The sequence below is a fragment of the Paenibacillus curdlanolyticus YK9 genome (genome assembly GCF_000179615.1).
In the GTDB taxonomy this organism is placed as follows: domain Bacteria; phylum Bacillota; class Bacilli; order Paenibacillales; family Paenibacillaceae; genus Paenibacillus_T; species Paenibacillus_T curdlanolyticus.
In genome coordinates this window covers 685380-708891 of the sequence record NZ_AEDD01000001.1, presented here as the reverse complement: position 1 = coordinate 708891, position 23512 = coordinate 685380, and the positions used below count along the sequence as shown (strand labels likewise).

Below are 23512 nucleotides of genomic sequence, written 5' to 3'. Positions count from 1 at the left end.
TTAGGTTTCGACTGGAAGCCTCGCTTTATTCCCGATTCCTCCGTTCGCAAAAAAAGGTGCCTCTTCCATCATGGAGCATGACGGAGAGACACCTTTATTACAGTCGGATCGCCAAACCGCCAAACGACAACCTATTCGGCAGTAGCGTCCTTGAATTTGCGTTTGCGATTAATGAGCTCATAAACCATCGGCACGAAAATCAACGTGAGCAGCGTCGAGCTTGTTAGGCCGCCGATGACGGTAATGCCCAATCCTTTGGAAATCAAGCCGCCGGATTCGAAGCCGAGCGCCAGCGGGAGCAATGCGCCAATCGTGGCGATCGCTGTCATCAGAATCGGACGCAGGCGCGTGCCTGCTGCTTCGAGCAAAGCGTCACGAACTGCGAGGCCTTCACGCTGCTTCTGAATAACGCGGTCGATCAATACGATGGCATTCGTTACGACGATGCCGATCAGCATGAGCATGCCGATCAACGCCGTGACGCTGATTGTTTCGCCAGCAATATACAAGCCGACGAACGCGCCGATTACCGTAAATGGCAGTGAGAATAAAATGGTGAACGGCGTAAGCGCGCCGCCGAATGTAATGACGAGCACCAAGTATACGATTGCGACAGCGGCAAGCATCGCAAGAATCAGCTGCGAGAACGCTTCGTTCATGTCCTGCGTCGCTCCGCCCATCTCGGTCGTTACGCCAGCTGGCAGCTTCATCGTATCCAGCTCTTTTTGAATATTAGTGGATACCTTAGACAGGTCCGCCGCCTTCGCATCGGCCGTTACCTCCGCATAAACCTTGTCATCGCGGCGCGTGATGGTATTCGGAGACGTGCCCTCTTCGACTTTCACGACGTCTTTCAACGTGACTGGGAAGCCGGCAGGCGACATGAGCTTTTCATTTTCGAGATCCGAGATGCTGCTGTACGTCTTCTCATCCACATGAACGTAGACGCTCAGCTTCTCGCTGTCCTTCTCGATTGTGGTCAGCTGCGGCTGCTGGCGAACTGGCGCCAGAGCCATTGCCACTTGTCCAGCCGTTAGGCCGTATTGGCTCAATTTGGCCTGATCGGCTACGAGGCGGTACTGTTTGTACGTCTCGCTCAAGCTTGTATCCACATTCGTTAAGTCTTTGTTCGTGCGCCATTTGTCGGCAATGTCCTTCACAACCGTCTGCAGCGTCTCCATATCCGGGCCATATACGATCAGCGATAAACCGCTTCCGCCGATGCCGCCGCCGGAGAAGTCCTGCTGCTTCCATTCGCCTTGGCCGCCTAGACCTTTCAACAAATCGACAACAGCTGTTTTTTCGTCTTCGAAGTTTTTCGTCTTCTCGTCATACGTCAGATACACAAGGCCTTGCTTCGATGCGCCCGGGCTGAACGGATTGCCGCTTCCGCCAACCGTATATTGCATCAGCTCAACGTCTTTACGGCCTACGAGTTCCTTCTCGGCTTTGGTCGCCATGTCTTTCACCTGCTCCAGCGTTTCGCCCGGTGCAGGGTTGTACGTAATCATCATCGTCTTCTCGCCTTCGGAAGGAAGGAAGCTGAAGCCGATCAATGGCGTGAGCATGCAGCTGCCTACGAGGAGCACGATCGCGAGCAGCGACGTAATCAGCTTATGGTCAAGCGTCCAGCGCAGCAAACGACGGTATTGGCCAGCCAGACGGCCTGGCTTATCTTCATGATGCTTCGCATTTTTGAGCCCTTTGCGGAACATCATATGCGCCAGCATCGGCACAACCGTGATTGCGACCAATAAGGAAGCCAATAAGGAGAATACGATCGTCAACGCAAATGGCATGAAGATCTGACCGATTGCGCCTGACACGAAGCCCATTGGCAGGAATACGGCGATCGTTACGATGGTCGAGGCCAGAATAGGCACGAACATTTCACGCGTCGATTCCAGAATAAGCTGCTTGCCCGTCAGCTTCTCCGAGGAGAGCGACATCCGGCGATACACGTTCTCGATCACGACAATCGAGTCGTCAATGACCCGGCCGATCGCGACGGTCATCGCGCCTAGCGTCATAATATTAAGCGTGACGTCCATTTGATTCAAAATCAGCAATGCGATGAAGATGGAAAGCGGAATCGATACGACAGCGATTACTGTCGAACGAATATCGCGCAGGAAGATCAAAATAATCACGATTGCAAATGCAGCACCGACGAACGCTTTGCTCAGCATCGTGTTCACGGACTGTTCGATCGGCTTGCCTTGGTCTAGCGCCGTTACGATCGACAGGCCTTTGTTATCGTCCATCAGCTTCTTGATTTGATCCTTTACGTTGTTGACGACATCAACCGTATTCGCATCTGCCGCTTTTACGACCGAGATGCCGATTGCGTCTTCGCCGTTCGTACGGGAGATCGACGAGGCCTTGCCTACTACGTTAAGATCAGCAATCTCAGACAGCTTCACCGTCGGCAGTTCGATTTTGGTTGCCGCATTCGTCGCAGGAGCGACATTGGTGGACTGGCCAGGTGCTGCATTGCCGCCTGCTGCTGCGCCTGCGCCAGCACCGGCTGGGACGACTGGGATTTGAATATTTTTGAGATCCTCTTCCGTCCAAACGTTGCCGTCTACGACGATTGTGTTCTCCTCGTTGCCGAAGGTGAACAGCCCAAGCGGCGCGGATACAGCAGAACCTTGAATAATGCCTTTCACAAGATCTTCCGTTAAGCCGTATTGCTGCAGCTTGTCTTGCTTAAAGGTTAATTCGGCCGATTTGACATGCTGGCCTGTAATTTGTACGGATGAAACGCCTTCCACGCCTTCAATCGAAGGCACGACTTCAGACTCAACGAGCTTCGTCAGCTGCTCCAGCGACAAATCTTTGTTCGCCGCGCTAAGAGACAAAACAGGGAATGCGTTTAAGCTAATGCGCGTGATATCCGGCTGCTCTACGCCATCCGGGAATTTCAACCCGCTGAGCGCTTCGCTAACCGATGCCTTTGCCTTCTCCATATCCATGCTAAAATCGTATTCGATCACGACAGACGAAACATTCTCCATCGAGGTCGACGTTACCATCTTCACGCCTTCGAGATTGCGCGTATGCTGCTCGATCTGCTTGGTAACATTCTCCATTACCTCTTCGGGCGCAGCGCCTGGATACACCGTATTGACACTCACAATCGGGATCGTGATGTCAGGCAGCGTCTCCATTTTCATCTGCGTGCCGGAGAAAATGCCTGCTAACAGGACAATAATCGTCATGATCCACAGGGCAAACTTGTTATTCAATGAGAACTTTATTAGACTTCGCAAAGCATGTCCACTCCTTCTAAATAATCTATATGCGTTTCATTGCTACACCTTGAGCCGGTATCCTACGCCCCACACCGTATCGATGTATTGGGGATTGGACGGGTCCAGTTCAATCTTCTCGCGGAGCCTGCGAATGTGGACCGTAACCGTCGAGCTCTCGCCAACGGATTCCAGCCCCCAAACGCGCTCGAACAGCTCTTCCTTCGTAAATACGCGATTCGGATGGGTAGCAAGCAGCAGCAGCAAATCGAATTCCTTGCTCGTTAGCAGCATATCCTGATCGCGAATGTTCACTTGCCTGGTCAGCTTGTTAATCGTCAATCCGCGAATCGTCAGCGATTCGCGAGCTTCCCGACTGTCGCCGGTGAGACGATCATATCGGGCCAAATGGGCTTTGACGCGGGCGACCAGCTCGCTCGGGCTGAACGGCTTCGTCATATAATCATCAGCTCCGAGCCCAAGGCCGCGAATTTTATCGATCTCTTCCTTTTTGGCTGAAATCATAATAATCGGTATATCCGCTTCTTGCCGGATGCGCCGGCAAATCTCGAACCCATCCGTATTCGGCAGCATGAGATCCAAAATAATCAGATCATATTGCCCGTCGAGCGCTCTGCGCAAGCCGGTATCGCCTCTGCCTTCGATATCTGCCTTATAGCCATGGCTCTCCAGATAATCCCGCTGAAGCTCGGCGATCGTACGTTCATCCTCAATAATCAAAATGGTCTTCATTGCTCTTATCACCGCCTGCTGTCTCATGCTTGTCGAGCTCTGACCACCGCCGGAGCGTTACGATGATAACCAATCCCCCCTCCGCCGGGAGCTTCGCTCGCACTTCACCGCCATGCCCTTCCATGATTTGCTTCACGATCGCAAGCCCTAACCCGCTTCCGCCTGTCTCTACATTTCTCGATTGCTCGGTGCGATAAAAATGATCGAACAACAGCGGCAGCGATTCCGGCGGTACGCCAGGGCCATTATCGCGAATTTCGACGGTCGCTTCCGCCTCATTCTCTGAAACATGGATGGCGACGAGTCGCCGGGAAGCTGCATCCTGCTCATCCCGATCCATATACTTGATGCTGTTGCCTACAATGTTATGGAATACGCGTCCCAGCTTCTCCGGATCGGCAGCGATGATCAGGGGAGGACCTTCAATGCCCGATGTTTCAAGCGAAATCGATTCCTTCTCCAGCTCGAATTGCAGCTCTTCCGTGTAATGGGCAAGATACCGCCGCAAATCAATCGGTTTAAAATCGTACGCGACATGATGCATGTCGAGCCTTGAGAACAGGAACAGCTCATCTATAAGCCGATCCATATCCGTCGCCTTCCGGTATACGGTCCGCAAATATTTCTCCTGCTTCTCCTCCGTATTCGCAACGCCGTCAAGAATGCCTTCCACATAACCCTTAATCGCCGTGATCGGCGTTTTCAAATCATGGGAAATATGCGACAGCAGCATCTTGCGATTGTCCTCATCCTGCAGCCGCTCTTCGATGGATGCTTTCAACCGAATACGCATCGTGTCGAATGCTTCAGCAAGCTCGCCAATCTCATCCTTCGTCGTAGACCTGACTTCGCCGTCCAAGCGCCCTTCACTAATTTGCTCGGCGGCTTGCTTCAGCGAATATAACGGCCGAATAATGCTTCGCGACACCAAATAAGTTAAGAAAATACTCGTCGCTACCAAGGCTAACAGGACGATAAGCGGGACAAGAACTTTCCAATAGATCGGCAGCGTCTCTTCTTGCCTGAACAACACCGCAGAACCGTGCGATCCGTCTGGATAAATCATGCTCAAATGATGGATCTGGTAGCGGTAGCCGCCGATATTCGTGTTGTCGTTCTCGGTGAACAGCTTCCTCCATTCGTCCGACTCTGCCCCGTTCTTAAGCATAGGGGCAACCACGATCGGCGGCTTCCCTTCTTGCTCGACGACAAATCCGGCGGAAAGCGGCTCCAGTCTCAGCCTCATTTGCTCAACGTATTGTGCATCTATTCGGACCGGCTCATTGCGAAGCACGTACGATAGCTCGCCAAGCGCCGTCGCTTGACGGTATTGCATGTTCTTCTCGTTGTTCATTAATTCATGCAGCGTCTGATCGCTCAAAAAATATAACAAGAGAACGATTAGACTGATCATGATCACGTTCGGCACGATGACCATGGCCCATAATGCAACCTGCAGCTTACCGCGAATTGACACAGCATCACGCCTTACGGTTATTAAGTATTATCTTCTACTAGGATAACGTTCGATTATTAACGGTTTTCAAACCAATTCTTACAAATTTATTAACGATGCGATTCATTCGCAATGATACCCCTATCATAACGGCAACGAAGCCCCAAATCGTCAAAATCCAGTCCGCCAATCTCGTTGTCGATATCCCAATCTGATGCAGAACATAAATGTGCAATTCAAACTTCAGAGCTCCTAGGAGCGCCAGCCACAGGCCCGCCAATCGGAGTCCTGCACCAAACTGTCCGTTCTGCTGGGCGCCGCCAAGCAAGCAGGCACCGAATATGCCAAGAGCCGCTGCCGAGAAAGGCGCGGCGAACCAAAGCGTTAGATCGCCTGGATCAACGGAAAAGAGCAGCTTGATGATCATCGTAATAAAGCCGATCAGTATTGCCCATGGCCAAACCCACGGTTCACGCTTATTTCCGGCGAACGTCGGCTTATTAGATCGCTTTTGTGATGAGTGTTTTGCCATCCAATTCATCCAACCGAATAACGCCCACCATGCGATGCAAAATGCCCCGAGGGCGGAGAATGCAAACTGCAGCAGCTGAAATAACGGCATGCCAAGCGTAGACGCTGTCAAGCCAGGCAAGTGCTCAACAAACACCCCGCTGCCATGCGTCCAAGCATCCATAAACATATGAGTCAAATACCCGATAAACGCAGCTGCCGTAAAATGGAGCCAGCCTCCTAGCGACAACGGATACCCCTGCCCATAACATTCCCGCACAAACTGCTTGATATGGAATAAGCGCGGCACGAATGCGGACAGCATAGGCCGCACGACCCGTTCATAGCTGAAAAATAACGCGATGCATAAAGGCAACCCAATGAGCATAAATCCGATAAATTGATGGCCAATTGTGCCGCGGGCTTCCATATTAACGAAATACTCGAGATCAGGCGACATGCTGCCCAAAACGAGTCCAGCAACGCTTAAGTTCGGCATCAAACGACGCAAAGGCACCGCAAATGCGGGATGAGACATTGTAAACGGCATACCAGGCCCTCCTTTTCACCAAAACCCATTATATTCCTCAACGAATGAAAATCGCAAAAAGATTTTCAAAACGGATGACAGTCCTGCCGCCAAAGCGGTAAAGTGAACGTAGCAGCATTGAAATGCATAAGAGCAAGGAGGTTTCTTACCAATATGGCAGCAGATAACAGCAGCTCGTATGGACGCGCGCATCGCGTGCGATTCGGCATCATGACCGTGCTCTACTGGACGTCGATGTATATGTACGTCCCGATTCTTTCTCCGTATTTATCATCGCTTGGGTATTCGTTAGCGTTTATCGGCATCGTGCTTGGCAGCTACGGCTTCGTTCAGCTCCTCATCCGCTTCCCTATCGGGCTTTGGTCGGATGCAAAAGGACGGCGCAGACCCTTCATTGTGCTCGGCCTCGTTGCCGGAGCAGCAAGCTGCATTTTGTTTATGATCCCAGGGTGGGCCGGTTGGCCGCTCGCAGGACGAATTACGGCGGGGCTGTGCGCATCTTCATGGTCCGCATTCACCGTTATGTACGCCAGCATGTTCCCGCAAGGCGAGACCTCCAAAGCGATGGGACAAATCAGCGCCATGACCGTTGCTGGCCAATTGACTGGCATGGCATTCAGCGCTCCGCTCGCAGACGGCTTCGGCTGGAACACAGCCTTCCTGGCAGGCGTAGCTGCTGCGGTGATCGGCATACCCATCGCGTTGACGATTCCCGAAAAGCCTGCGGCTTCCAAGCGGATGCCGAAGCTGTCCTTCTCGATGTTTCAAGGCGTCATCCGCCAGCGCACGCTCGTTAGAGCTTCCGTGCTCTCGGTCATGGCGCACGCCATGCTGTTCATCTCCATGTTCGGCTTTACGCCGCTCAAAGCCAAAGAACTTGGCGCCAACGGATGGCTGCTTACCGGCATTGTGTTTTCGTTTATGATTCCGCATGCCCTTGCTTCCCTGCTCGCGGGAGGCGTTTTATTTAACAAGTTCGGCGAATGGCGGCTGCTGCGCGCGGGATTCGGCTTCGGGGCAGTCACGACAGCGCTCGTCGCCTTTAGCCCTAATCTGAGTTGGCTGGCTGCTACGCAAGCGATCAATGGCTTTATGCAGGGACTGCTGTTCCCGCTTCTGCTTAGCTTGGCGATTCGAGAGGCTCCGGTCTCCGAGCGCGCTACCGCGATGGGCTTCTATCAAGCCGTATATGCCATGGGGATGTTCGCAGGACCATTCGTGGCAGGTTGGATGAATGACCAGTGGGGCATTAATTCCGGGTTCTGGTTAGGGGGCGCAGTCGGGATCGTAGCTGCTGGCTTAACCTATTATTGGAGCAGCGGCAAACAGCATCGCGCGATTGAGCCGTCTTGACTGTGCTTAATGGAATATAGAAAAAGGCGTCAAGCATTTGCTGCTTGGCGCCTTTTTGCATGTGATGCGGGTAGTTATTGAAGTGCTGGTAGCCCCCACGGTTCGTGGCAAGCGTCTTGGCCCGTCTAGATCTTAAGATCCTGCTCTATTTCATCAAGGATCTTTGAGATTGTTGCCGCGAACTTATCCATCACTTCTTTACAGCGTATTAATTGCTGGTAGGGCGTTACCGGTAATTTAGTTTCATCTATACCGCGAAATATAAATGCGACTGGCGGCCCTCCATTTATACTTCCTGTTTGCACATCAGATATTTTATGTCTCGTTATTTCTGGAGTCATGCCATGGGTATGAGCATGACGCTCAGTAGTTAGAGAGCTCAGACTAGTATGCAAATCAGATAAATCCATCTCTGTTTTTTCCCGAATTTTGCTGAAGGAAACCGACTTCTTGTGGCCGCTCTCCATGTCCCCTATCTCCTCGAATACATTTATTAATTGCGCAAGCTTCTCAGCTAAGGAGAAAGATCTGGTTACAGCATTCTCGGTAAAGTACGAAGTCGATGGAACATAAAACGGCTGACTCGGGGAAATAAAACCTTCTTCTTGTTGTTTGATAAAGTGCGCCATCCCATAGACAACACTTGTTATTGTCTCACGATATTTCTTTTCAATAAGATCAATCCAATCGATCATGGACTGCATCTTTTGTGAATGCTCAACACTTCCGCCTATTGCATCGATTAGCTTGCTCTGGACGTTAGTTGAAGGAAAGTTCGTTAAGCCCAATAAAGATGCTGCTTTCTCCAAATAACTCTGGTCTATATGAAGATTAATAAATTCCATGTGTTTCCTCCAACATCGAATGCTGTTAGACAAACAGCCTGTTGATGACATATAGGCATAAAAATACAGCTATGCTTATGAGCAAAATGTACGTATCGCTGCGCGACCATCGTACGACGAGGCCTCTCGTCGGCTTCCGATCGATTCGGCCATATCCGCGTGCTTCAAGCGCTTCAGTCATCTGCTCCGCATCTCGCAGCATTGCGAGTAAAAACGGGGCGAGCACCGCGACCATCATCCGCATCGGTACTTTACCAGGCTGTGCAGCCAGCTTGCCGCGGGCTTGCGCAATTCGCGCGAATCGCTCCCATTCGCTGCTAAGCATCGGAATAAACCGGAAAATAAGGGCAACGGTCAATGCCAGTTTGGCAATCGGGATGCGAAGATGCTCAAGCCAGCCGAAGGTTTGCTCTAATGCCCGCTGCAAGCGGAGCGGCGTCATGAGGGCGCTCATCGGCAAACCGAGCACCATCACAACGAGCAATTGGCTTAGGTTAAATCCAGTGTTAAGCGCAGCTGTGAGGTGAAAGCCGAATGGCGCGAAGCTTACGCCTCCAATGATGACGAGAATAGCAACCATTTGCGCATACAGTACAATTGCTCTGCGCCATGGCGCGATCGCAGCACGCAGCGGGAGCCAAACGAACAGGCTTGCGAGGGCTGTTGCCGCGAGCAGCCCTGGCCAGGTCTGCTGAAGCAGCACTGCTGAAGCAAAGACCATGTACGCCAGTATGATCGCGCGCGGGTCCAATCGCGCGGATCGATGGCGCGGCCCGGCAGGATGCCGCCGGGCTGGCGCGCAGTGCGGCGGCTCCGGCTGAGGAGCCGCCTTGGCGGCATGCCGCCCCGCTGCCGGCGCGGATTCGCCGGCAGCAACAGCCGCCGCTATGCGGCGTGCCGTCAGCGCGGGCGCGAGCGCCTCGGCGAGCGCCTGCGGCAGCGCCCATGGGGCGCCCGCCGGCACGGCGAAGCCGGCCGCGCGCAGCTGCGCGGCGGCTTGCAGCGGCAGCGGCAGCACGCGCGGCCGTGCCGCTGCGCCAGTGCCGCTGCGCGCGGCATCGCTCGCGCTAATATGCGCGCTCGCTCCTCCCTGCGCGGCTGCGCCAGCTCCCGCTCCATCGCGCTCGCTTTCCCGCGCGGCTGCGCCAGCTCCCGCTCCATCGCGCTCGCTTTCCCGCGCGGCTGCGCCAGCTCTCGCCTCCTCGCGCTCGCTTTCCCGCGCAGCTTCACCAGCTCCCGCTCCATTGCGTTCGCTTCCCTGCACAGCTGCGCCAGCCGCCCATCGCGCTTGCTCGCCCCCTGCCGCTTCAATGCCAGCGCGAATCAGCTGCGCCTCCGCCCATGCCTCAGGCGCCATCGCTTCGGTGGCGATGCCGTCTTCGATGGCGATGACAGCATCAGCGAGCGGCAGAAGCGCTTCAAGATCATGCGTCACGATGACAGCTCCGCCGCCCGCTGCACGATGCGCTTGTAGAGCTTCGCATAGTTGAAGCGTTCCCTCTTTATCCAAGCCTGCTGTCGGCTCGTCCAACAGCAGCCATGACGGCTTGCTTACGATCAGCATTGCGATTGCAAGCCTTTTTTGTTGACCGCCGCTCAAGATTCTCGGATCTCGCGACAGAAGATCCGCAGGCAGGCCGACGGATCGCAACGCCGACGCTATTGCTTGCTCAATAGCGCCTGCATCATGTAGGTGCCGATATGGCTTAAGCGTATACCGAAATTCCGCCTCAACCGTAGGCAAAAACCATTGTGAAGCAGATTGTTGAACCGCAATGCCGGTTTGCAGCAGCACTGCTCGATTGGGCTTTTTCCCGTTCCAGAGCGGTTCAGCACCTAAAACAATCGTCCCTTGGCTTGACCTTCGTAGCCCCGCCATTGACTCAAGCAAGGTGGACTTGCCCGCACCATTGCGGCCGATCATCAGCGTAATTGTTCCGGGCGCAAAAGATGCGTTAGCTCCTCTGAGGACATGCAGTCCGTTTACAAAGACATGAAGCCCTTCAATATGCCATTCATTCGCCATAGCCAGCCACCGCCTTCACAAACGCTTGCATCGAAATCGGCATCGACGGGACCAGCTCGATCCCTTCCTTCTGCAAGGCCCAGATTGTCTGGACGAGATAAGGCGCGATGAGTCCAGCCTGCTCACAAGCACTTTCCGCTTCACCGTTGGAACGGCTAAAAAACCGTGACGATTCGCCATCAAAAGCGATATGTCCATCCATCAAAGCTACGACACGATCGCCTTCGATCAGTTCGTCAAGCTGCTGCGTCACCCAAATGACCGTCGTCCCGCTTCGATTCAGCTCCCTTACCGTTCGGAGAACAGCCGCGGAGGCGTCCGGATCAAGCATCGAGGTCGGCTCATCGAGAATGAGAGCGTCTGCGCCGGAGGCGATACAGCCCGCGATGGCAGCCAGCTGCTTTTGCCCGCCGGACAATTGCCCAATCGGTTTGTCAGCAATTGAAACGAGACCTGTCCGCTGCAGCGCATCCGCCACACGCGAAGGAATTTCGCCTTCCGGTATTCCGAGCTGCTCCAACAGCAGGATCGCATCTTCCTCAGCCGTCATGCCCACAATCGCAAGCTCTGGATTTTGGGAGACAAGGGGCGCAAATCCACTTAATCCGCTAACTACGTTTGAACCGACATACGACTCGAACATGCCTGTCACCTTATGCTGGCCGAAGCCTGCAATGACTTTCGCCAACGTGCTTTTGCCGCTGCCATTGGAACCAATAAGATTAACCCAATCTCCCGGTTTAATTGCGAGATTGATATTGTGCAACAAGTGTCGCTCCCCAGGATGCGAAATTCCATCCACAACACGATCTTTATGCAATGCTGCTTCTTGTGCTGCTGGAGCCCCCACAGTAGCCACAACAGCAGGCATGGCGCCAATGACGTCTACGCTTTGCAGCAGCCAACGATATGTATACAAAAAAACCACCCAGCCTCTTCCTAAATCGCCATTCGTGTGCTATGATTCTTTTTGTTAACCAAGTTAACTATACATAGGTTAACATATATCATTATTCATAGGAAGGTGTCCCGCTCATGAATTCATCACGATCCATCCGAAATCTCGTCTTTACTGCATTGTTCGCTGCACTCTTCGTAGCGCTCAGCGCTGTCAAAATTCCTTTAAGCTTTAGTTCCGTTCCCATCACGCTGCAAAATCTAGCCGTCATGCTAGCCGGTGCATTTCTCGGCGCACGACTCGGGTTTGCCAGCATAACAATCATCCTGCTATTAGCTGCAACTGGACTGCCGCTGCTCCATGGACAAGGCGGCCTTGCCTATATGACCGGTACGACAGGCGGATTCTTGCTTGCATTCCCGTTAGAAGCGTTAGCAATTGGCTACCTCGTTGGCAAAATCATCAACAGCCGAATCACTTCTAACCGCATTGCAACGATCATCCTTCTTTTCCTCGTATTCGAAGTGTTCGGATCGCTAGCAAGCTATGTGCTTGGCGTGCCTTGGATGATGCACAAGCTTGATTTCACATTTGCCAAAGCAATGTCCGTTGGATGTTATCCATTCCTGCCGTTGGATGCGGTGAAGGCCGTCGTAGCAACCGCGATTACGATGTCGCTTATGCCGTTCCTATCGATCAGCAGACCGCAAGCCTCGCGCCAACAATCGCTTTAAAAACAAACAGGGACGAGCCGTTGATCGGCTCCCCCTGTTTTTTGTTTCCCTATTCTACTGCTTACAGCGACAGGCGATAAATGTTAACCACGTCTTGCTTCGTCAGCTTGCGGAAGTTGCCCCGCGTGCCATCTCCCACTGCTTTCTCCGCCATTTCCTCCAACCGGCTGTCGTCGATATCGTAATCCGCCAGTCGCGACGGCGCCCCGATGCTGTTCCAGAAATCGCGCAACGCTTGAATGCCCGCCTCCGCAATCTCTCGGTCCGAGCGGCCATCCGCTTGAATGCCGAACACATTCACAGCAAATTGGCGGAATCGTGCGACGTTGTCGTCTAGCACGTAGGTCATCCAGTTCGGGAATAAAATCGCGAGCCCGCCGCCATGAGGAATATCATACACAGCCGAGATCGCATGCTCCATGTCATGATTAGCCCAGTCGCCGACGATGCCCATTGACAAGGTGCCGTTTAGCGCCATCGTTCCGCTGTAGAGAATCGTTTCACGAAGCTCAACATTCGTGAGGTCGTTAACAAGCTTCGGTGCAGCCTCTACAACGGCACGCAGAATCGATTCGCTGAAGCCGTCCTGTACCGGCGTTCGGTTATCATGATGGAAATACTGCTCGAATACATGCGCCATCATATCGACCATGCCATAGACCGTGTGGTCTTTCGGTGCAGATGCTGTGTACAGCGGCTCCAGAATTGAGAATGCCGGATAAACATGTGGACTTGCCCAGCCATGCTTCTCCAGCGTTTCCTCGTTCGTAATAACCGAGTTAGCGTTCATCTCGGAGCCCGTAGCAGCAAGCGTTAGAATGGTGCCTAGCGGCAACGCCGACTCCACTGCAGCCTTTCTCGTGACGATATCCCAGAAGCTACCCTCATACTTGGCAGCCGCTACGATTGCTTTCGCGCAATCCAGCGTACTGCCGCCGCCCACTGCGAGCACCCAATCGATTCCGTTCTCACGAATCAAATCTGCTCCGCGATGGACGGTGGATAGACGAGGGTTTGGCTCAACGCCAGCAAGCTCGATTACCTTCGTACCCGTTTTCTCCAGCAAGCGCAGCACTTCGTCATACAAGCCGTTCCGCTTAATGCTTCCCCCACCGTATACGAGCAGCACGCTCTTGCCATATTTCGCAGCTTCTCTACCGAGATGCTGAAGCGATCCTTCTCCAAAATACAATCGAGTCGGATTATGATATACAAACGGTTTCATATGAAATAAGCTCTCCTCTCCAAATGTACAGCTGATCGATATCCGTTGGCTCGAGCCATTGTTCCATTATAATACGAACGGTTCTAAAAACCAAAACAAGGACAACGTAGCAGTCACTTTGTATTTCCTCACAAAAAAAAAGCCGCACATGACGAGGCGACTTTTCCTTTACTATCCATTATGTTAACGGCAATTGCCGTTTATTAATTGCTGCACTCAGCCGGCTCTTCTGCTGGCGTAGCGTCTTCAACTTCTAGCTTCTCCGCTACCGTATCGCGCACGACGCCGATTACAAGCTGAAGCAGATAGTTGATGTCAGATTGGCTTTGCTGGAACTGGGCTACGATCGGAATACCGTCAAGCTCATCCTGCAGCTCTTCCATCTCTTGCTCGATTTTTTTTGCCATTGCCTCGTTTTTGAACGTCTTTTCGAAAGCAACGACTTCCTTTTGCTTCTTCTTGAGCAGGCTCATGATCGACTGTACGCGCTCATGCCCTTGAATGAGCTCCTCTGCACGGCGATATTGCCCAACCTCATCCGAAGTCGTAATTAAGTTGGCGAGCTCCTTCGCTTTTGCCAAAATATCCGCTCGTACAATCAAATCACGCGTATGGAAGCTAGGTACTCCGCATCCGCCATGCTCATGATCATGTCCGTCTGTTCCGCATTGTTTCGCCTGCTGCTCTGCCATCTATACTCGCCCCTATTCCATCTAGTTAAGATACTGCCTCTTCGTTACAGGATATAGCTTCTGCTTTAATATACCACGTTTGCGCTTCCGTCACCCGCACTTGGATGAGTTGTCCAATCCATTCCTTCGGTCCTTCAAAATGAACGAGCTTATTCGTCCGCGTACGGCCGGCCAGCACGTTCGCATTATTTTTGCTTTCGCCTTCGACGAGCACCTCGACGACTTGGCCAACCAGCTTCTCATGTCCGATGCGCCCTTGCTCGGCCATTAGCTCGTTCAAACGGGACAAACGTTTTTTCTTTGTCTCCATCGGCACGTCATCTTCCATATCCGCTGCCGGCGTTCCTTCGCGAGGCGAATAGATAAACGTATAGGCGAGATCGAAACCTACCTCCCGCACTAACGTTAACGTTTCTTCGAACTGCTCTTCCGACTCTCCGGGGAAGCCTACGATAATATCAGTCGTCAGCACCACGTTCGGAATAGCCTGCTTGATCCGATTAGCCAGCGATAAGAACTGCTCTCGCGAATACTTGCGGCTCATCCGCTTCAAAATAGCTGAGCTGCCGGACTGCACGGGCAGGTGAATATGCTCGACCAGATTGCCCCCTTGCGCCAGCACCTCGATCAAATGATCATCAAAGTCTCTTGGATGGCTCGTCATGAAGCGTATTCTCGGAATCGCGATCTGCGAAATATCGGCCATAAGATCGGCGAACCGATAGTTGTCGTCCGTAAAATCTTTGCCGTACGCATTAACGTTCTGCCCAAGCAGCGTCACTTCCTTATAGCCTTGCCGCGCTAATTCGCGCACCTCAGCGATAATATCCGCTGGCAGCCTGCTGCGCTCTTTGCCTCGGGTATAAGGGACGATGCAATACGTACAAAACTTGTCGCAGCCGTACATAATATTGACCCAAGCCCGCATGCCTTCGCGCTTCTTGGGCAAATTTTCGATAATATCGCCTTCCTTGGACCAAACCTCGACGACCATCTCTTGGTTGAAATAGGCGCTTTGCAGCAAATAAGGCAATCGATGAATGTTATGCGTGCCGAATACAAGATCGACGAACGGATGTGTCGCTAAAATTCGTCCAACGACGGATTCCTCCTGCGACATGCAGCCGCATACGCCTAGCAGCAGGTTAGGACGCTCGCGCTTTAGCCCCTTTAAGTGGCCGAGCTCCCCGAACACTTTATCCTCGGCATTCTCTCGAATCGCACAGGTATTCAGCAAAATGACATCCGCAAGCTTGCGATCCTCGGTCGGCGTATAACCCATTTGCTCCAGCAGGCCCTTCATCACTTCGCTGTCATGCTCGTTCATCTGGCATCCGAACGTATAGACCATATAATGCTTCCCAGCGCCAAGCGTCCGAAGGGCATCCGGAATGGCTTCCTCATAATGGACCTGAACCTGTTCCTTGCCCCGGCGCTTCTCTTCCTTCTGGTCCGGCTCTGCCAGTATCGTAATGTTGCGGCCGTTCACTCGCATCCGCTTCGTGCCGTCCGCATCGACCGAGACCTTCACATTCGAAAAATCAAAATATTGCGCATAATGGTCTGCGGCCTGTCCATCAGCCTTGTTCGAGCGATGCTTGTCCTTCGTCATCTCCAATCACTTCGCTTCCCTGATAAAATACACAAGCAGCGATGAGGGGATATGGCGTTAGTCAATAATTTCTGCAGTCTGGCCGTTCTCCACGCCTGCAGCATTAGCCTCATCGGTATCAATATGCATGTCTAATGCATATTCAGGAGATACGCGCGCGATGACATGCTCGAATACGACGCCACGCTCGCCGCCTACGCGTACACGCAGCTGCTGCTTGTCCGCAATCCCCCAACGCTGCGCATCCTCCGTGTGGAAGTGAATATGCCGAGCTGCAACGATCACGCCTTCCTCTATCGTCACTTCGCCGGCAGGCCCTTGAATGGTAATGCCCGCAGAGCCTTGAATATCGCCCGATTCGCGTACTGGCGGCTTAACGCCAATCGAGAAGGCATCGGTACGAGACACTTCCAGCTGCGTCGCTTTGCGCGCCGGTCCAAGAATCCGTACTTTCGGAAACGTGCCTTTTGGGCCAATAACCGCCACCGTCTCCTGTGCTGCATACTGACCTGGCTGGGACAATGGTTTCATTTCCGTCAATTGATAGCCGCTTCCGAACAACACTTCAATATGCTCGGGCGACAGATGTATATGTCTAGCGGATACGCCGACAGGAACTATTTTTGACATCGCGATCGCTCCATCTATTTATAGTTGTACATGCAAGAAGCATACGACCTCCGAAGGCCGTATGCTCCATTATACCTTTTCCTATTTGAACTCGGCAACCAGCTTGTCGAATTGTTCTCGCGTGATGTCAAGCGACTGATGCGCAAGCGCTTCTTCTTTGAAGCCAACGATGAGATCCTCATACGACTTGCGTTCCTTGTTCTGATAGATCAAACCCGTCAGCATGCCGCCCGTTTCCATGATCTTCGTCATCGCTGCGATGCGGTTGCTAGGATCATAATCAGGGAACTCATTCAAGTTCACGATGTTCTCTTTGAACCACTCATACGTATTTACTTTGTTGAACGTTACGCAAGGGCTGAATACGTTAATGAGCGAGAAGCCCTTGTGTTGAATGCCTTGCTCGATCAACGATGTCAGCTGCTTCAGATCGCTGGAAAACGATTGCGCCACGAACGTCGCGCCAGCGGAAAGCGCGATTTCAAGCGGCGACAGTGTCGTCTCGATCGAGCCTTCTGGCGTAGATTTGGTTTTGAAGCCCTCCGCGCTGCGCGGCGAGGTTTGGCCTTTGGTGAGGCCATAAATTTGGTTATCCATTACGATATACGTAACATCCAGATTACGGCGAATCGCGTGCACCGTGTGGCCCATGCCGATAGCGAAGCCGTCGCCGTCGCCGCCAGAAGCGATAACGGTCAACTCGCGGTTAGCTAACTTGACGCCTTGTGCGATTGGCAGCGCGCGGCCATGGATGCCGTGGAGACCATAAGCGTTAATATAACCGGAAATCCGTCCTGAACAGCCGATGCCCGAAATGACAGCAAGCTCTTCAGGCTCGAGGCCAACGTTAGCAGCTGCGCGCTGTATGGCCGCCTGAATGGAGAAGTCTCCGCAGCCCGGGCACCAGTTCGGCTTCACGTTATTGCGAAATTCTTTAAATGTTGCCATCCTAGTTCAACTCCTTGCATGCTTTGTGCACTTCGGACGGCAGGAACGGATTACCGTCATATTTCAATAGGCTATGGATTTTGTCTGCGAAACCGGCATGCATTTTAATTTGCGATGCAAGCTGTCCCGTTGCATTGTTTTCCAACACGACTACGCGTTTGGCGCTGCTCAGGTAAGGCGTCAATTGCTCGGTCGGGAACGGCGCGATTAAACGAACCGTCACATGGTTCGTCGTCAAGCCGTCTGTCGAGAGGCGCGTACGCGCTTCATCGATTGTGCCGCCTGTCGAGCCCATGCCGATAATAAGCAGATCCGGCTCTTCAAATGGAGCGTCTACACGAATCGCATCCCGGAATTGCAGCGAGTTCAGCTTGTTCAGTCGTTTGTCCATCATCTTCTTCCGATTAATCGCGCTCTCCGAAGGACGGCCGACTTCATCATGCTCAACGCCTGTTACGTGGTGGATACCGCCTTTTTCGCCCGGAATGACACGCGGAGACACGCCGTCTTCCGTTAGTTCATAACGTTTGAACAATTCATTGTTTTCCGTTGCAGGCAGATCCGATACGAGCTTGCCTCGTTTGATTTGAATGGAGTCGAAGTCGAGCACTTCACACGATTGTTTACCCAGCGACAGCTGCAAGTCCGTCATGACGATTACGGGCACTTGGTATTGCTCGGAAACGTTAAACGCCTCGATCATATCGTAGAAGCAATCCTCGATCGATGCCGGCGCAACGACTACCTTCGGAATCTCGCCATGCGTACCATAGACCATTGCATTAAGATCGGATTGCTCTTGCTTCGTCGGAAGCCCCGTCGATGGGCCGCCACGCTGCGTATCAACGATGACGAGCGGCGTTTCGGTCATGCCTGCAAGGCCGATCGCTTCCATCATGAGAGACAAACCAGGGCCCGCAGATGCCGTCATCGTCCGAACACCTGCATAGTTAGCGCCAATCGCCATTGTGACGGCTGCGATTTCGTCTTCAGTTTGCACAACGGTACCGCCGAATTTCGGCAGCTTCTTGATCAAATACTCCATGATTTCGGATGCTGGCGTAATCGGATAAGCCGACATAAGACGGCAGCCAGCAGCAATCGTACCGAGGCCGATTGCCTCGTTGCCGATAATGAACAGCTTCTGCTTACCGTCCGCATCATCGAGCTTGAATTCATCAAGCGGACCGCCCGCTTGCTCAAGCACAAACTCGGCGCCACGTTTAACCGCCTCAATATTTTTATCGACAACAGCTTGACCTTTACGGCCGAACTCTTCTTCAACCGCTTTATTAAACACTTCCATAGGCAATCCGAGCAAAGCCCAAGAAGCGCCGGAAGCGACCATGTTTTTCATGAGGGAAGTACCCAGCTCTTCTGCAATTGCCGTGATCGGCACTGCGAACAGCCGCGCGTCTACGCCTTCTGGCACGACCGGGCTGAATTTGGCATCCGCAACGATTACGCCGCCGGCACGAAGCTCATGCGCGTTAAGGTCGATGCTTTCTTGGTCAAACGCAACAAGAATATCAAGATCATCCGATATCGCACGAATAGGATGCGTGCTGATCCGAATTTTATTATTGGTATGTCCGCCTTTAATACGCGAAGAGAAATGTCGGTAACCGTATAAATAGTAGCCCAGCCGGTTAAGCGCCGTTGAGAAGATCCTATCTGTACTTTCAACGCCTTCCCCTTGTTGTCCCCCAATCTTCCAAGACAATTGACTGATCAAAACGTCCATCTCCTCTTTTTATAGAACGCTGTTGCATTCGATAGGTTCATTGGTATGGTTCCGATTAAATAGGAATAATCATATAAATTTTATGAGTTGCGAGATGAAAATGCAAGAAGGAAGCCGGATTTAATTTATGTGTCTTTTCGATGGTACCGATCACGAAGCAGCATTTGAAGCTTAGGCCTTTTCCATCATTTCGGAAGCTGCTGCTTTAAAAACGCCAGCGCATTGCCTGACATGAATTTTTGGACCTGCTGCTCCGAATACGTCCGTCTCAGCTCGTTGATTAGATTGATGACGTCAGCAGGGTTAGTCAACCCCTCGACATATTCTGAAATGCCGTCAAAATCGGACCCCATCATAATATGATCCTCTCCACCTAGTGAGACGATATGATCGATATGACGCACGACATCCGCTACGTTCGCTCCGCCGCCTGCTTTCACAAAATACGGGACGTACGTAATTCCGATCCGCCCGTCCATTGCGAGAATTGCCTTGATTTGGTCATCCGTCAAGTTTCGCGGGTGGTTACAAATAGCCTTTGCGTTGGAATGCGAAGCGATGAATGGGCGGTTCACCAGATCGGCAAGCTCCCAAAAGCCTCGTTCAGTCAGATGGGAAACGTCGAGAATGATGCCGAGCTTTTCGCATTCTTCTACGAACGCTCGCCCTTTCGCTGTCAATCCGCCTTGACGCGGCTCCAGCACACCGTCTGCTGCCCAGTTCGCATAATTCCATGTCAGCCCTACCGCACGCAGCCCAAGCTGGTACAGCAAACGAAGCATGACCAAGTCGCCCTCCAGCCCGTCCACCCCTTCCAAAGAAAGGAGCGCGCCTGTATGTCCATTCGCATGCGCAGTTTGCAGATCATTCGCATTTCGAATAAGCTGCATCTTCGGGCACGACAATACTTGCTGATAAAATAGATCAACGCTTCGCCAGATTGCCTTCGGTCCTTGCAGCTTATCCGGCACGTAGATGGCGAAGGTTTGCAGCAGACTGTCAGCGGCTTCTAGACGTGCAGCGTTCACATCTAATCCTTCCGCATGTCCGGAACCGAAAGATAAGCTCTCGTGCTCAAGAAGCTTCCACAAGGCATCACAATGAAAGTCTACAATTCCTAATCCTTCGGTCGACTTTCCTCCCATCTGCTACCCTCCTGTCCTATATGGCTACTGACATGCAAAAAACCTGTTTACAGCAAACGTAAACAGGTTTATCCATCCGGTCCAATCATCCAAATACGCAATTGTTGTCGTTGATTATCTCGGTTCAACGATCAATTTAATCGCCGTTCGGTCTTCTCCATCGATGACAATGTCTGTAAAAGCGGGGATACAGATGAGATCTACCCCGCTCGGCGCAACGAAGCCTCTGGCAATCGCCACCGCCTTGATCGCTTGATTCAGTGCACCAGCCCCGATTGCCTGAAGTTCGGCGCCGCCACGTTCCCGCAACACGCCCGCAAGCGCGCCAGCAACAGAATTTGGATTGGACTTTGCTGAAACTTTTAATACATCCATGAAAAAGTACCTCCTCGGGAATGATGGATGGATTCCACTAGTTATAACTATTCGAGGGAGGCAGAAAGATTCCTTCTTTTATTGCCTGTACTTTACGAAGTATTCCGAATTATTTGACACTTTAGGCAATTTGCTTAAAAGAACATTAGCTCTTCTTCGGTCAATCGAATTTTCTGGATCGATACCGCTTTCCCCGTTGATTCATCTGTTTCGAGCAGCAGCGCATGAAAATGCCAGTCTCCTTCATCCACTACAAACCGCGTAGGCAGCTGTGTCAAAAACCGTCGAAGAACTGCTGTACGCTCCATTCCCAATACGCCGTCACGCGGTCCCACCATGCCCACATCGGTCAAATAAGCGGTGCCTTCAGGCAAAATCCGATCGTCATTCGTCTGAACATGCGTATGCGTGCCGACGACGAGCGATGCTCGCCCATCCAAATACCAGCCCATCGCGATTTTCTCCGAGGTCGCTTCTGCATGAAAATCGACGAGAATTTGATTCGTCTCGTTTCGCATTTCATCGATGAGCTCGTCTGCGGCGCGAAACGGGCAATCAATCGGTGGCAAAAACGTCCGGCCTTGGAGATTGATGATGCCAAGCTTCTTTCCATTCGCCTTGATCACTGCCGCTCCGCTGCCCGGCGCGCCTGGCGGGAAGTTTGCTGGTCGTACAATTCGCGGCTCATCATCGATCCATTCGAATAAATCTCGATTATCCCATGTATGGTTACCCATCGTAATGCCATGCACGCCGGCATCGAACAACTCCTTCGCGATTGCTGCTGTAATGCCCCTGCCAGCAGCTGCATTTTCCCCGTTCGCGATGATGATGTGCGGGTTATATTTTGATTTTAGCGCAGGAAGCACCTTTTTGACCGCTCCACGGCCTACGCTTCCCACAATGTCTCCAATGAACAATACTTTCATTTGCTTCTTCCTCCTCGAGCCTCTATCCGCTAGTTCCTTCCTTCATAAGAAGAACTCAAGGGTTTCCCCCTGAGCCTTGTCGAAGTCGCTCCATTGATCCATTAGTATGTACGAGTACAGCTCTATACAAACGACGAAAGTGGCTGACACGCAGCCACTTTCGCTTGTTCCGATTCTGTTATTTGGCGTATTCGACCGCGCGCGTTTCTCGAATGACCGTAACTTTAATATGTCCCGGATAGTCGAGTTCGCTCTCGATCTTCTTCGTAATATCACGCGCTAAGCGGAAAGCTTCCGTATCATCGATCTTCTCAGGCTGAACCATAACGCGAACCTCGCGTCCAGCTTGAATGGCATACGATTTCTCGACACCTTCGAACGACTCCGAAATATCCTCCAGCTTCTCCAGACGCTTAATGTACGTTTCCAGCGTCTCGCGACGAGCGCCAGGACGTGCAGCTGACAAGGCGTCAGCAGCGCCTACGAGCATTGCAATGACCGAAGTGGCTTCGCAATCGCCATGATGGGATGCGATACTGTTAATAACGACTGGATGCTCTTTGTACTTCTTAGCAAGCTCTACGCCGATCTCAACATGTGAGCCTTCGACTTCATGGTCAAGTGCTTTACCGATGTCATGCAGCAAACCAGCACGCTTGGCGAGTGTAACATCTTCGCCCAGCTCGGCTGCCATCAGGCCAGTCAGATAAGCTACCTCCATCGAATGCTTGAGTACGTTTTGACCGTAGCTTGTACGATATTTCAAACGCCCTAAAATTTTGATCAGATCCGGATGCAACCCATGCACGCCAACCTCGAATGTAGCCTGCTCTCCGTATTCGCGGATACGCTCGTCCACTTCTTTGCGGGACTTCTCGACCATCTCTTCGATACGTGCCGGATGTATCCGACCATCTGCTACAAGCTTCTCTAAGGACGTCCGGGCGATCTCCCGGCGGATCGGGTCGAAGCCCGACAAAATGACCGCTTCCGGTGTATCGTCGATAATGAGATCGATACCGGTCAATGTTTCCAGAGCACGAATATTGCGGCCTTCGCGTCCGATAATGCGGCCTTTCATCTCTTCGTTCGGCAGTGTAACAACCGAAACTGTCGTTTCGGCTACATGATCTGCCGCACAGCGTTGAATTGCCAGCGAGATAATATCACGCGCTTTTTTATCCGCTTCTTCTTTTGCCTGCAGTTCAATTTCCTTGATCATCTGCGCAGTTTCATGGCGCACTTCCTGCTCGACGTTGGACAAGATGATACTACGCGCATCCTCCATCGAAAGGTTCGAAATCCGTTCCAGCTCCGTCACTTGCTGTTTGTAGAGAACATCGATCTGCTCTTGCGTTTCCTCGATTCGTTTCTCCTTGTTGGCTACCTGCTCTTCTTTGCGCTCAAGCGCTTCTAATTTTTTATCCAGTGACTCTTCCTTCTGCTGAAGACGTCGTTCCAAGCGCGACGTTTCATTACGCCGCTCACGAATGTCCTTCTCAGCTTCCGAACGGAGTTTGTGGACTTCATCTTTCGCTTCAAGCACAGTTTCTTTCTTCAGTGCTTCTGCTTCTTTCTTTGCATTTTCTACAATGACAGTTGCAGCTTGCTCAGCACTTTGAATTTTGGCTTCGGCGATCGACTTGCGAATGAAATAACCTATCCCAAAGAAAATCGCACCAACAACGAGAACGATCAAGATCCATACAGCCGTGTGCATCTTGTTCACCTCCCCGTTGCATACACCAAGGTCAACGCTTGGGATGATATTTTGTTTTCTTAGCCGGTTCCATTACCGAATAATCGACTAAACTCAGGTGAAAATAATCTGTTTCG

The 23512-nt window shown here is 52.2% G+C and carries 19 protein-coding genes; 2 read left to right on the top strand and 17 right to left on the bottom strand.

Going from position 1 to position 23512, the window contains the following annotated elements; all coding sequences use genetic code 11:
* Positions 1-131: 131 nt before the first annotated feature.
* From PAECUDRAFT_RS03310 to PAECUDRAFT_RS03295, 4 genes are read right to left on the bottom strand one after another with little or no spacing between them, the layout of a single operon-like run.
* Positions 132-3272 (bottom strand): efflux RND transporter permease subunit, encoded by a 3141-nt coding sequence (locus PAECUDRAFT_RS03310; RefSeq protein ID WP_006036680.1) that lies wholly within the window; start codon positions 3270-3272, stop codon positions 132-134.
* A gap of 42 nt (positions 3273-3314) precedes the next feature.
* Positions 3315-4004: a response regulator transcription factor gene (locus tag PAECUDRAFT_RS03305; protein WP_006036679.1), complete on the bottom strand. Its 690-nt coding sequence runs from the start codon at positions 4002-4004 to the stop codon at positions 3315-3317.
* On the bottom strand, positions 3982-5481 hold the full coding sequence (locus PAECUDRAFT_RS03300; protein WP_006036678.1) for a sensor histidine kinase: 1500 nt from the start codon (positions 5479-5481) through the stop codon (positions 3982-3984). The genes PAECUDRAFT_RS03305 and PAECUDRAFT_RS03300 overlap by 23 nt, the downstream gene beginning before the upstream one ends.
* A gap of 37 nt (positions 5482-5518) precedes the next feature.
* Positions 5519-6520, bottom strand: a complete 1002-nt coding sequence (locus PAECUDRAFT_RS03295; protein WP_006036677.1) for a DUF4184 family protein — start codon at positions 6518-6520, stop codon at positions 5519-5521.
* A 153-nt stretch (positions 6521-6673) separates the two neighbouring features.
* Here PAECUDRAFT_RS03295 and PAECUDRAFT_RS03290 point away from each other — a divergent pair, with 153 nt between their 5' ends.
* Positions 6674-7873: an MFS transporter gene (locus PAECUDRAFT_RS03290; RefSeq protein WP_006036676.1), complete on the top strand. Its 1200-nt coding sequence runs from the start codon at positions 6674-6676 to the stop codon at positions 7871-7873.
* 125 nt (positions 7874-7998) lie between these two features.
* On the opposite strand, the gene PAECUDRAFT_RS03285 is transcribed toward PAECUDRAFT_RS03290, so the two are convergent.
* Genes PAECUDRAFT_RS03285 through PAECUDRAFT_RS03275 form a run of 3 tightly spaced genes read right to left on the bottom strand, consistent with a single transcriptional unit; the run spans position 7999 to position 11672 of the window.
* Positions 7999-8718: a Cthe_2314 family HEPN domain-containing protein gene (locus PAECUDRAFT_RS03285; protein ID WP_006036675.1), complete on the bottom strand. Its 720-nt coding sequence runs from the start codon at positions 8716-8718 to the stop codon at positions 7999-8001.
* A gap of 25 nt (positions 8719-8743) precedes the next feature.
* Positions 8744-10744, bottom strand: a complete 2001-nt coding sequence (locus PAECUDRAFT_RS03280) for an ATP-binding cassette domain-containing protein (RefSeq protein ID WP_006036674.1) — start codon at positions 10742-10744, stop codon at positions 8744-8746.
* The gene (locus tag PAECUDRAFT_RS03275) at positions 10734-11672 is read right to left on the bottom strand and encodes an ATP-binding cassette domain-containing protein (RefSeq protein ID WP_006036673.1); all 939 of its coding nucleotides are present in this window, start codon (positions 11670-11672) and stop codon (positions 10734-10736) included. The genes PAECUDRAFT_RS03280 and PAECUDRAFT_RS03275 overlap by 11 nt, the downstream gene beginning before the upstream one ends.
* 107 nt (positions 11673-11779) lie before the next feature.
* On the opposite strand from PAECUDRAFT_RS03275, the gene PAECUDRAFT_RS03270 reads away from it, so the two are divergent.
* Positions 11780-12376 (top strand): biotin transporter BioY, encoded by a 597-nt coding sequence (locus PAECUDRAFT_RS03270; RefSeq protein ID WP_006036672.1) that lies wholly within the window; start codon positions 11780-11782, stop codon positions 12374-12376.
* Between the two features lie 61 nt (positions 12377-12437).
* Here PAECUDRAFT_RS03270 and PAECUDRAFT_RS03265 read toward each other — a convergent pair whose 3' ends face one another.
* The 10 genes from PAECUDRAFT_RS03265 to rny all read right to left on the bottom strand — a co-directional run bounded on the left by PAECUDRAFT_RS03265 (position 12438) and on the right by rny (position 23396).
* A complete protein-coding gene (locus PAECUDRAFT_RS03265; RefSeq protein WP_006036671.1) occupies positions 12438-13601 on the bottom strand; it encodes an iron-containing alcohol dehydrogenase in 1164 nt (387 codons plus the stop codon).
* 203 nt (positions 13602-13804) lie between these two features.
* Complete coding sequence (locus PAECUDRAFT_RS03260) at positions 13805-14293, bottom strand: RicAFT regulatory complex protein RicA family protein (protein WP_006036670.1); 489 nt, start codon at positions 14291-14293, stop codon at positions 13805-13807.
* A gap of 25 nt (positions 14294-14318) precedes the next feature.
* Positions 14319-15905, bottom strand: coding sequence for a tRNA (N6-isopentenyl adenosine(37)-C2)-methylthiotransferase MiaB (miaB, locus tag PAECUDRAFT_RS03255; RefSeq protein WP_040711401.1), 1587 nt, complete (start codon positions 15903-15905; stop codon positions 14319-14321).
* A gap of 57 nt (positions 15906-15962) precedes the next feature.
* Positions 15963-16535 carry a phosphate propanoyltransferase gene (gene pduL, locus PAECUDRAFT_RS03250; protein ID WP_006036668.1) on the bottom strand — a complete coding sequence of 191 codons (573 nt, stop codon included), beginning with the start codon at positions 16533-16535 and terminating at the stop codon, positions 15963-15965.
* 81 nt (positions 16536-16616) lie between these two features.
* Complete coding sequence (locus PAECUDRAFT_RS03245; RefSeq protein WP_006036667.1) at positions 16617-17483, bottom strand: 2-oxoacid:ferredoxin oxidoreductase subunit beta; 867 nt, start codon at positions 17481-17483, stop codon at positions 16617-16619.
* A 1-nt stretch (position 17484) separates the two neighbouring features.
* Positions 17485-19218, bottom strand: coding sequence for a 2-oxoacid:acceptor oxidoreductase subunit alpha (locus PAECUDRAFT_RS03240; RefSeq protein ID WP_006036666.1), 1734 nt, complete (start codon positions 19216-19218; stop codon positions 17485-17487).
* Between the two features lie 194 nt (positions 19219-19412).
* Positions 19413-20372: a dipeptidase gene (locus tag PAECUDRAFT_RS03235; RefSeq protein WP_006036665.1), complete on the bottom strand. Its 960-nt coding sequence runs from the start codon at positions 20370-20372 to the stop codon at positions 19413-19415.
* A 114-nt stretch (positions 20373-20486) separates the two neighbouring features.
* Complete coding sequence (locus PAECUDRAFT_RS03230; protein WP_006036664.1) at positions 20487-20747, bottom strand: stage V sporulation protein S; 261 nt, start codon at positions 20745-20747, stop codon at positions 20487-20489.
* Positions 20748-20881: 134 nt separating this feature from the next.
* Positions 20882-21676, bottom strand: coding sequence for a TIGR00282 family metallophosphoesterase (locus tag PAECUDRAFT_RS03225; protein WP_006036663.1), 795 nt, complete (start codon positions 21674-21676; stop codon positions 20882-20884).
* A 178-nt stretch (positions 21677-21854) separates the two neighbouring features.
* The gene (rny, locus tag PAECUDRAFT_RS03220; RefSeq protein WP_006036662.1) at positions 21855-23396 is read right to left on the bottom strand and encodes a ribonuclease Y; all 1542 of its coding nucleotides are present in this window, start codon (positions 23394-23396) and stop codon (positions 21855-21857) included.
* Between the last annotated feature and the right edge of the window lie 116 nt (positions 23397-23512).

Coding starts and splice junctions, on each gene's coding strand:
- PAECUDRAFT_RS03305 (WP_006036679.1), bottom strand. CDS start 4,004: ATGAAGACCATTTTGATTATTGAGGATGAACGTACGATCGCCGAGCTT.
- PAECUDRAFT_RS03295 (WP_006036677.1), bottom strand. CDS start 6,520: ATGCCGTTTACAATGTCTCATCCCGCATTTGCGGTGCCTTTGCGTCGT.
- PAECUDRAFT_RS03290 (WP_006036676.1), top strand. CDS start 6,674: ATGGCAGCAGATAACAGCAGCTCGTATGGACGCGCGCATCGCGTGCGA.
- PAECUDRAFT_RS03285 (WP_006036675.1), bottom strand. CDS start 8,718: ATGGAATTTATTAATCTTCATATAGACCAGAGTTATTTGGAGAAAGCA.
- PAECUDRAFT_RS03280 (WP_006036674.1), bottom strand. CDS start 10,744: ATGGCGAATGAATGGCATATTGAAGGGCTTCATGTCTTTGTAAACGGA.
- PAECUDRAFT_RS03270 (WP_006036672.1), top strand. CDS start 11,780: ATGAATTCATCACGATCCATCCGAAATCTCGTCTTTACTGCATTGTTC.
- PAECUDRAFT_RS03265 (WP_006036671.1), bottom strand. CDS start 13,601: ATGAAACCGTTTGTATATCATAATCCGACTCGATTGTATTTTGGAGAA.
- PAECUDRAFT_RS03260 (WP_006036670.1), bottom strand. CDS start 14,293: ATGGCAGAGCAGCAGGCGAAACAATGCGGAACAGACGGACATGATCAT.
- miaB (WP_040711401.1), bottom strand. CDS start 15,905: ATGACGAAGGACAAGCATCGCTCGAACAAGGCTGATGGACAGGCCGCA.
- pduL (WP_006036668.1), bottom strand. CDS start 16,535: ATGTCAAAAATAGTTCCTGTCGGCGTATCCGCTAGACATATACATCTG.
- PAECUDRAFT_RS03245 (WP_006036667.1), bottom strand. CDS start 17,483: ATGGCAACATTTAAAGAATTTCGCAATAACGTGAAGCCGAACTGGTGC.
- PAECUDRAFT_RS03235 (WP_006036665.1), bottom strand. CDS start 20,372: ATGGGAGGAAAGTCGACCGAAGGATTAGGAATTGTAGACTTTCATTGT.
- PAECUDRAFT_RS03230 (WP_006036664.1), bottom strand. CDS start 20,747: ATGGATGTATTAAAAGTTTCAGCAAAGTCCAATCCAAATTCTGTTGCT.
- PAECUDRAFT_RS03225 (WP_006036663.1), bottom strand. CDS start 21,676: ATGAAAGTATTGTTCATTGGAGACATTGTGGGAAGCGTAGGCCGTGGA.
- rny (WP_006036662.1), bottom strand. CDS start 23,396: ATGCACACGGCTGTATGGATCTTGATCGTTCTCGTTGTTGGTGCGATT.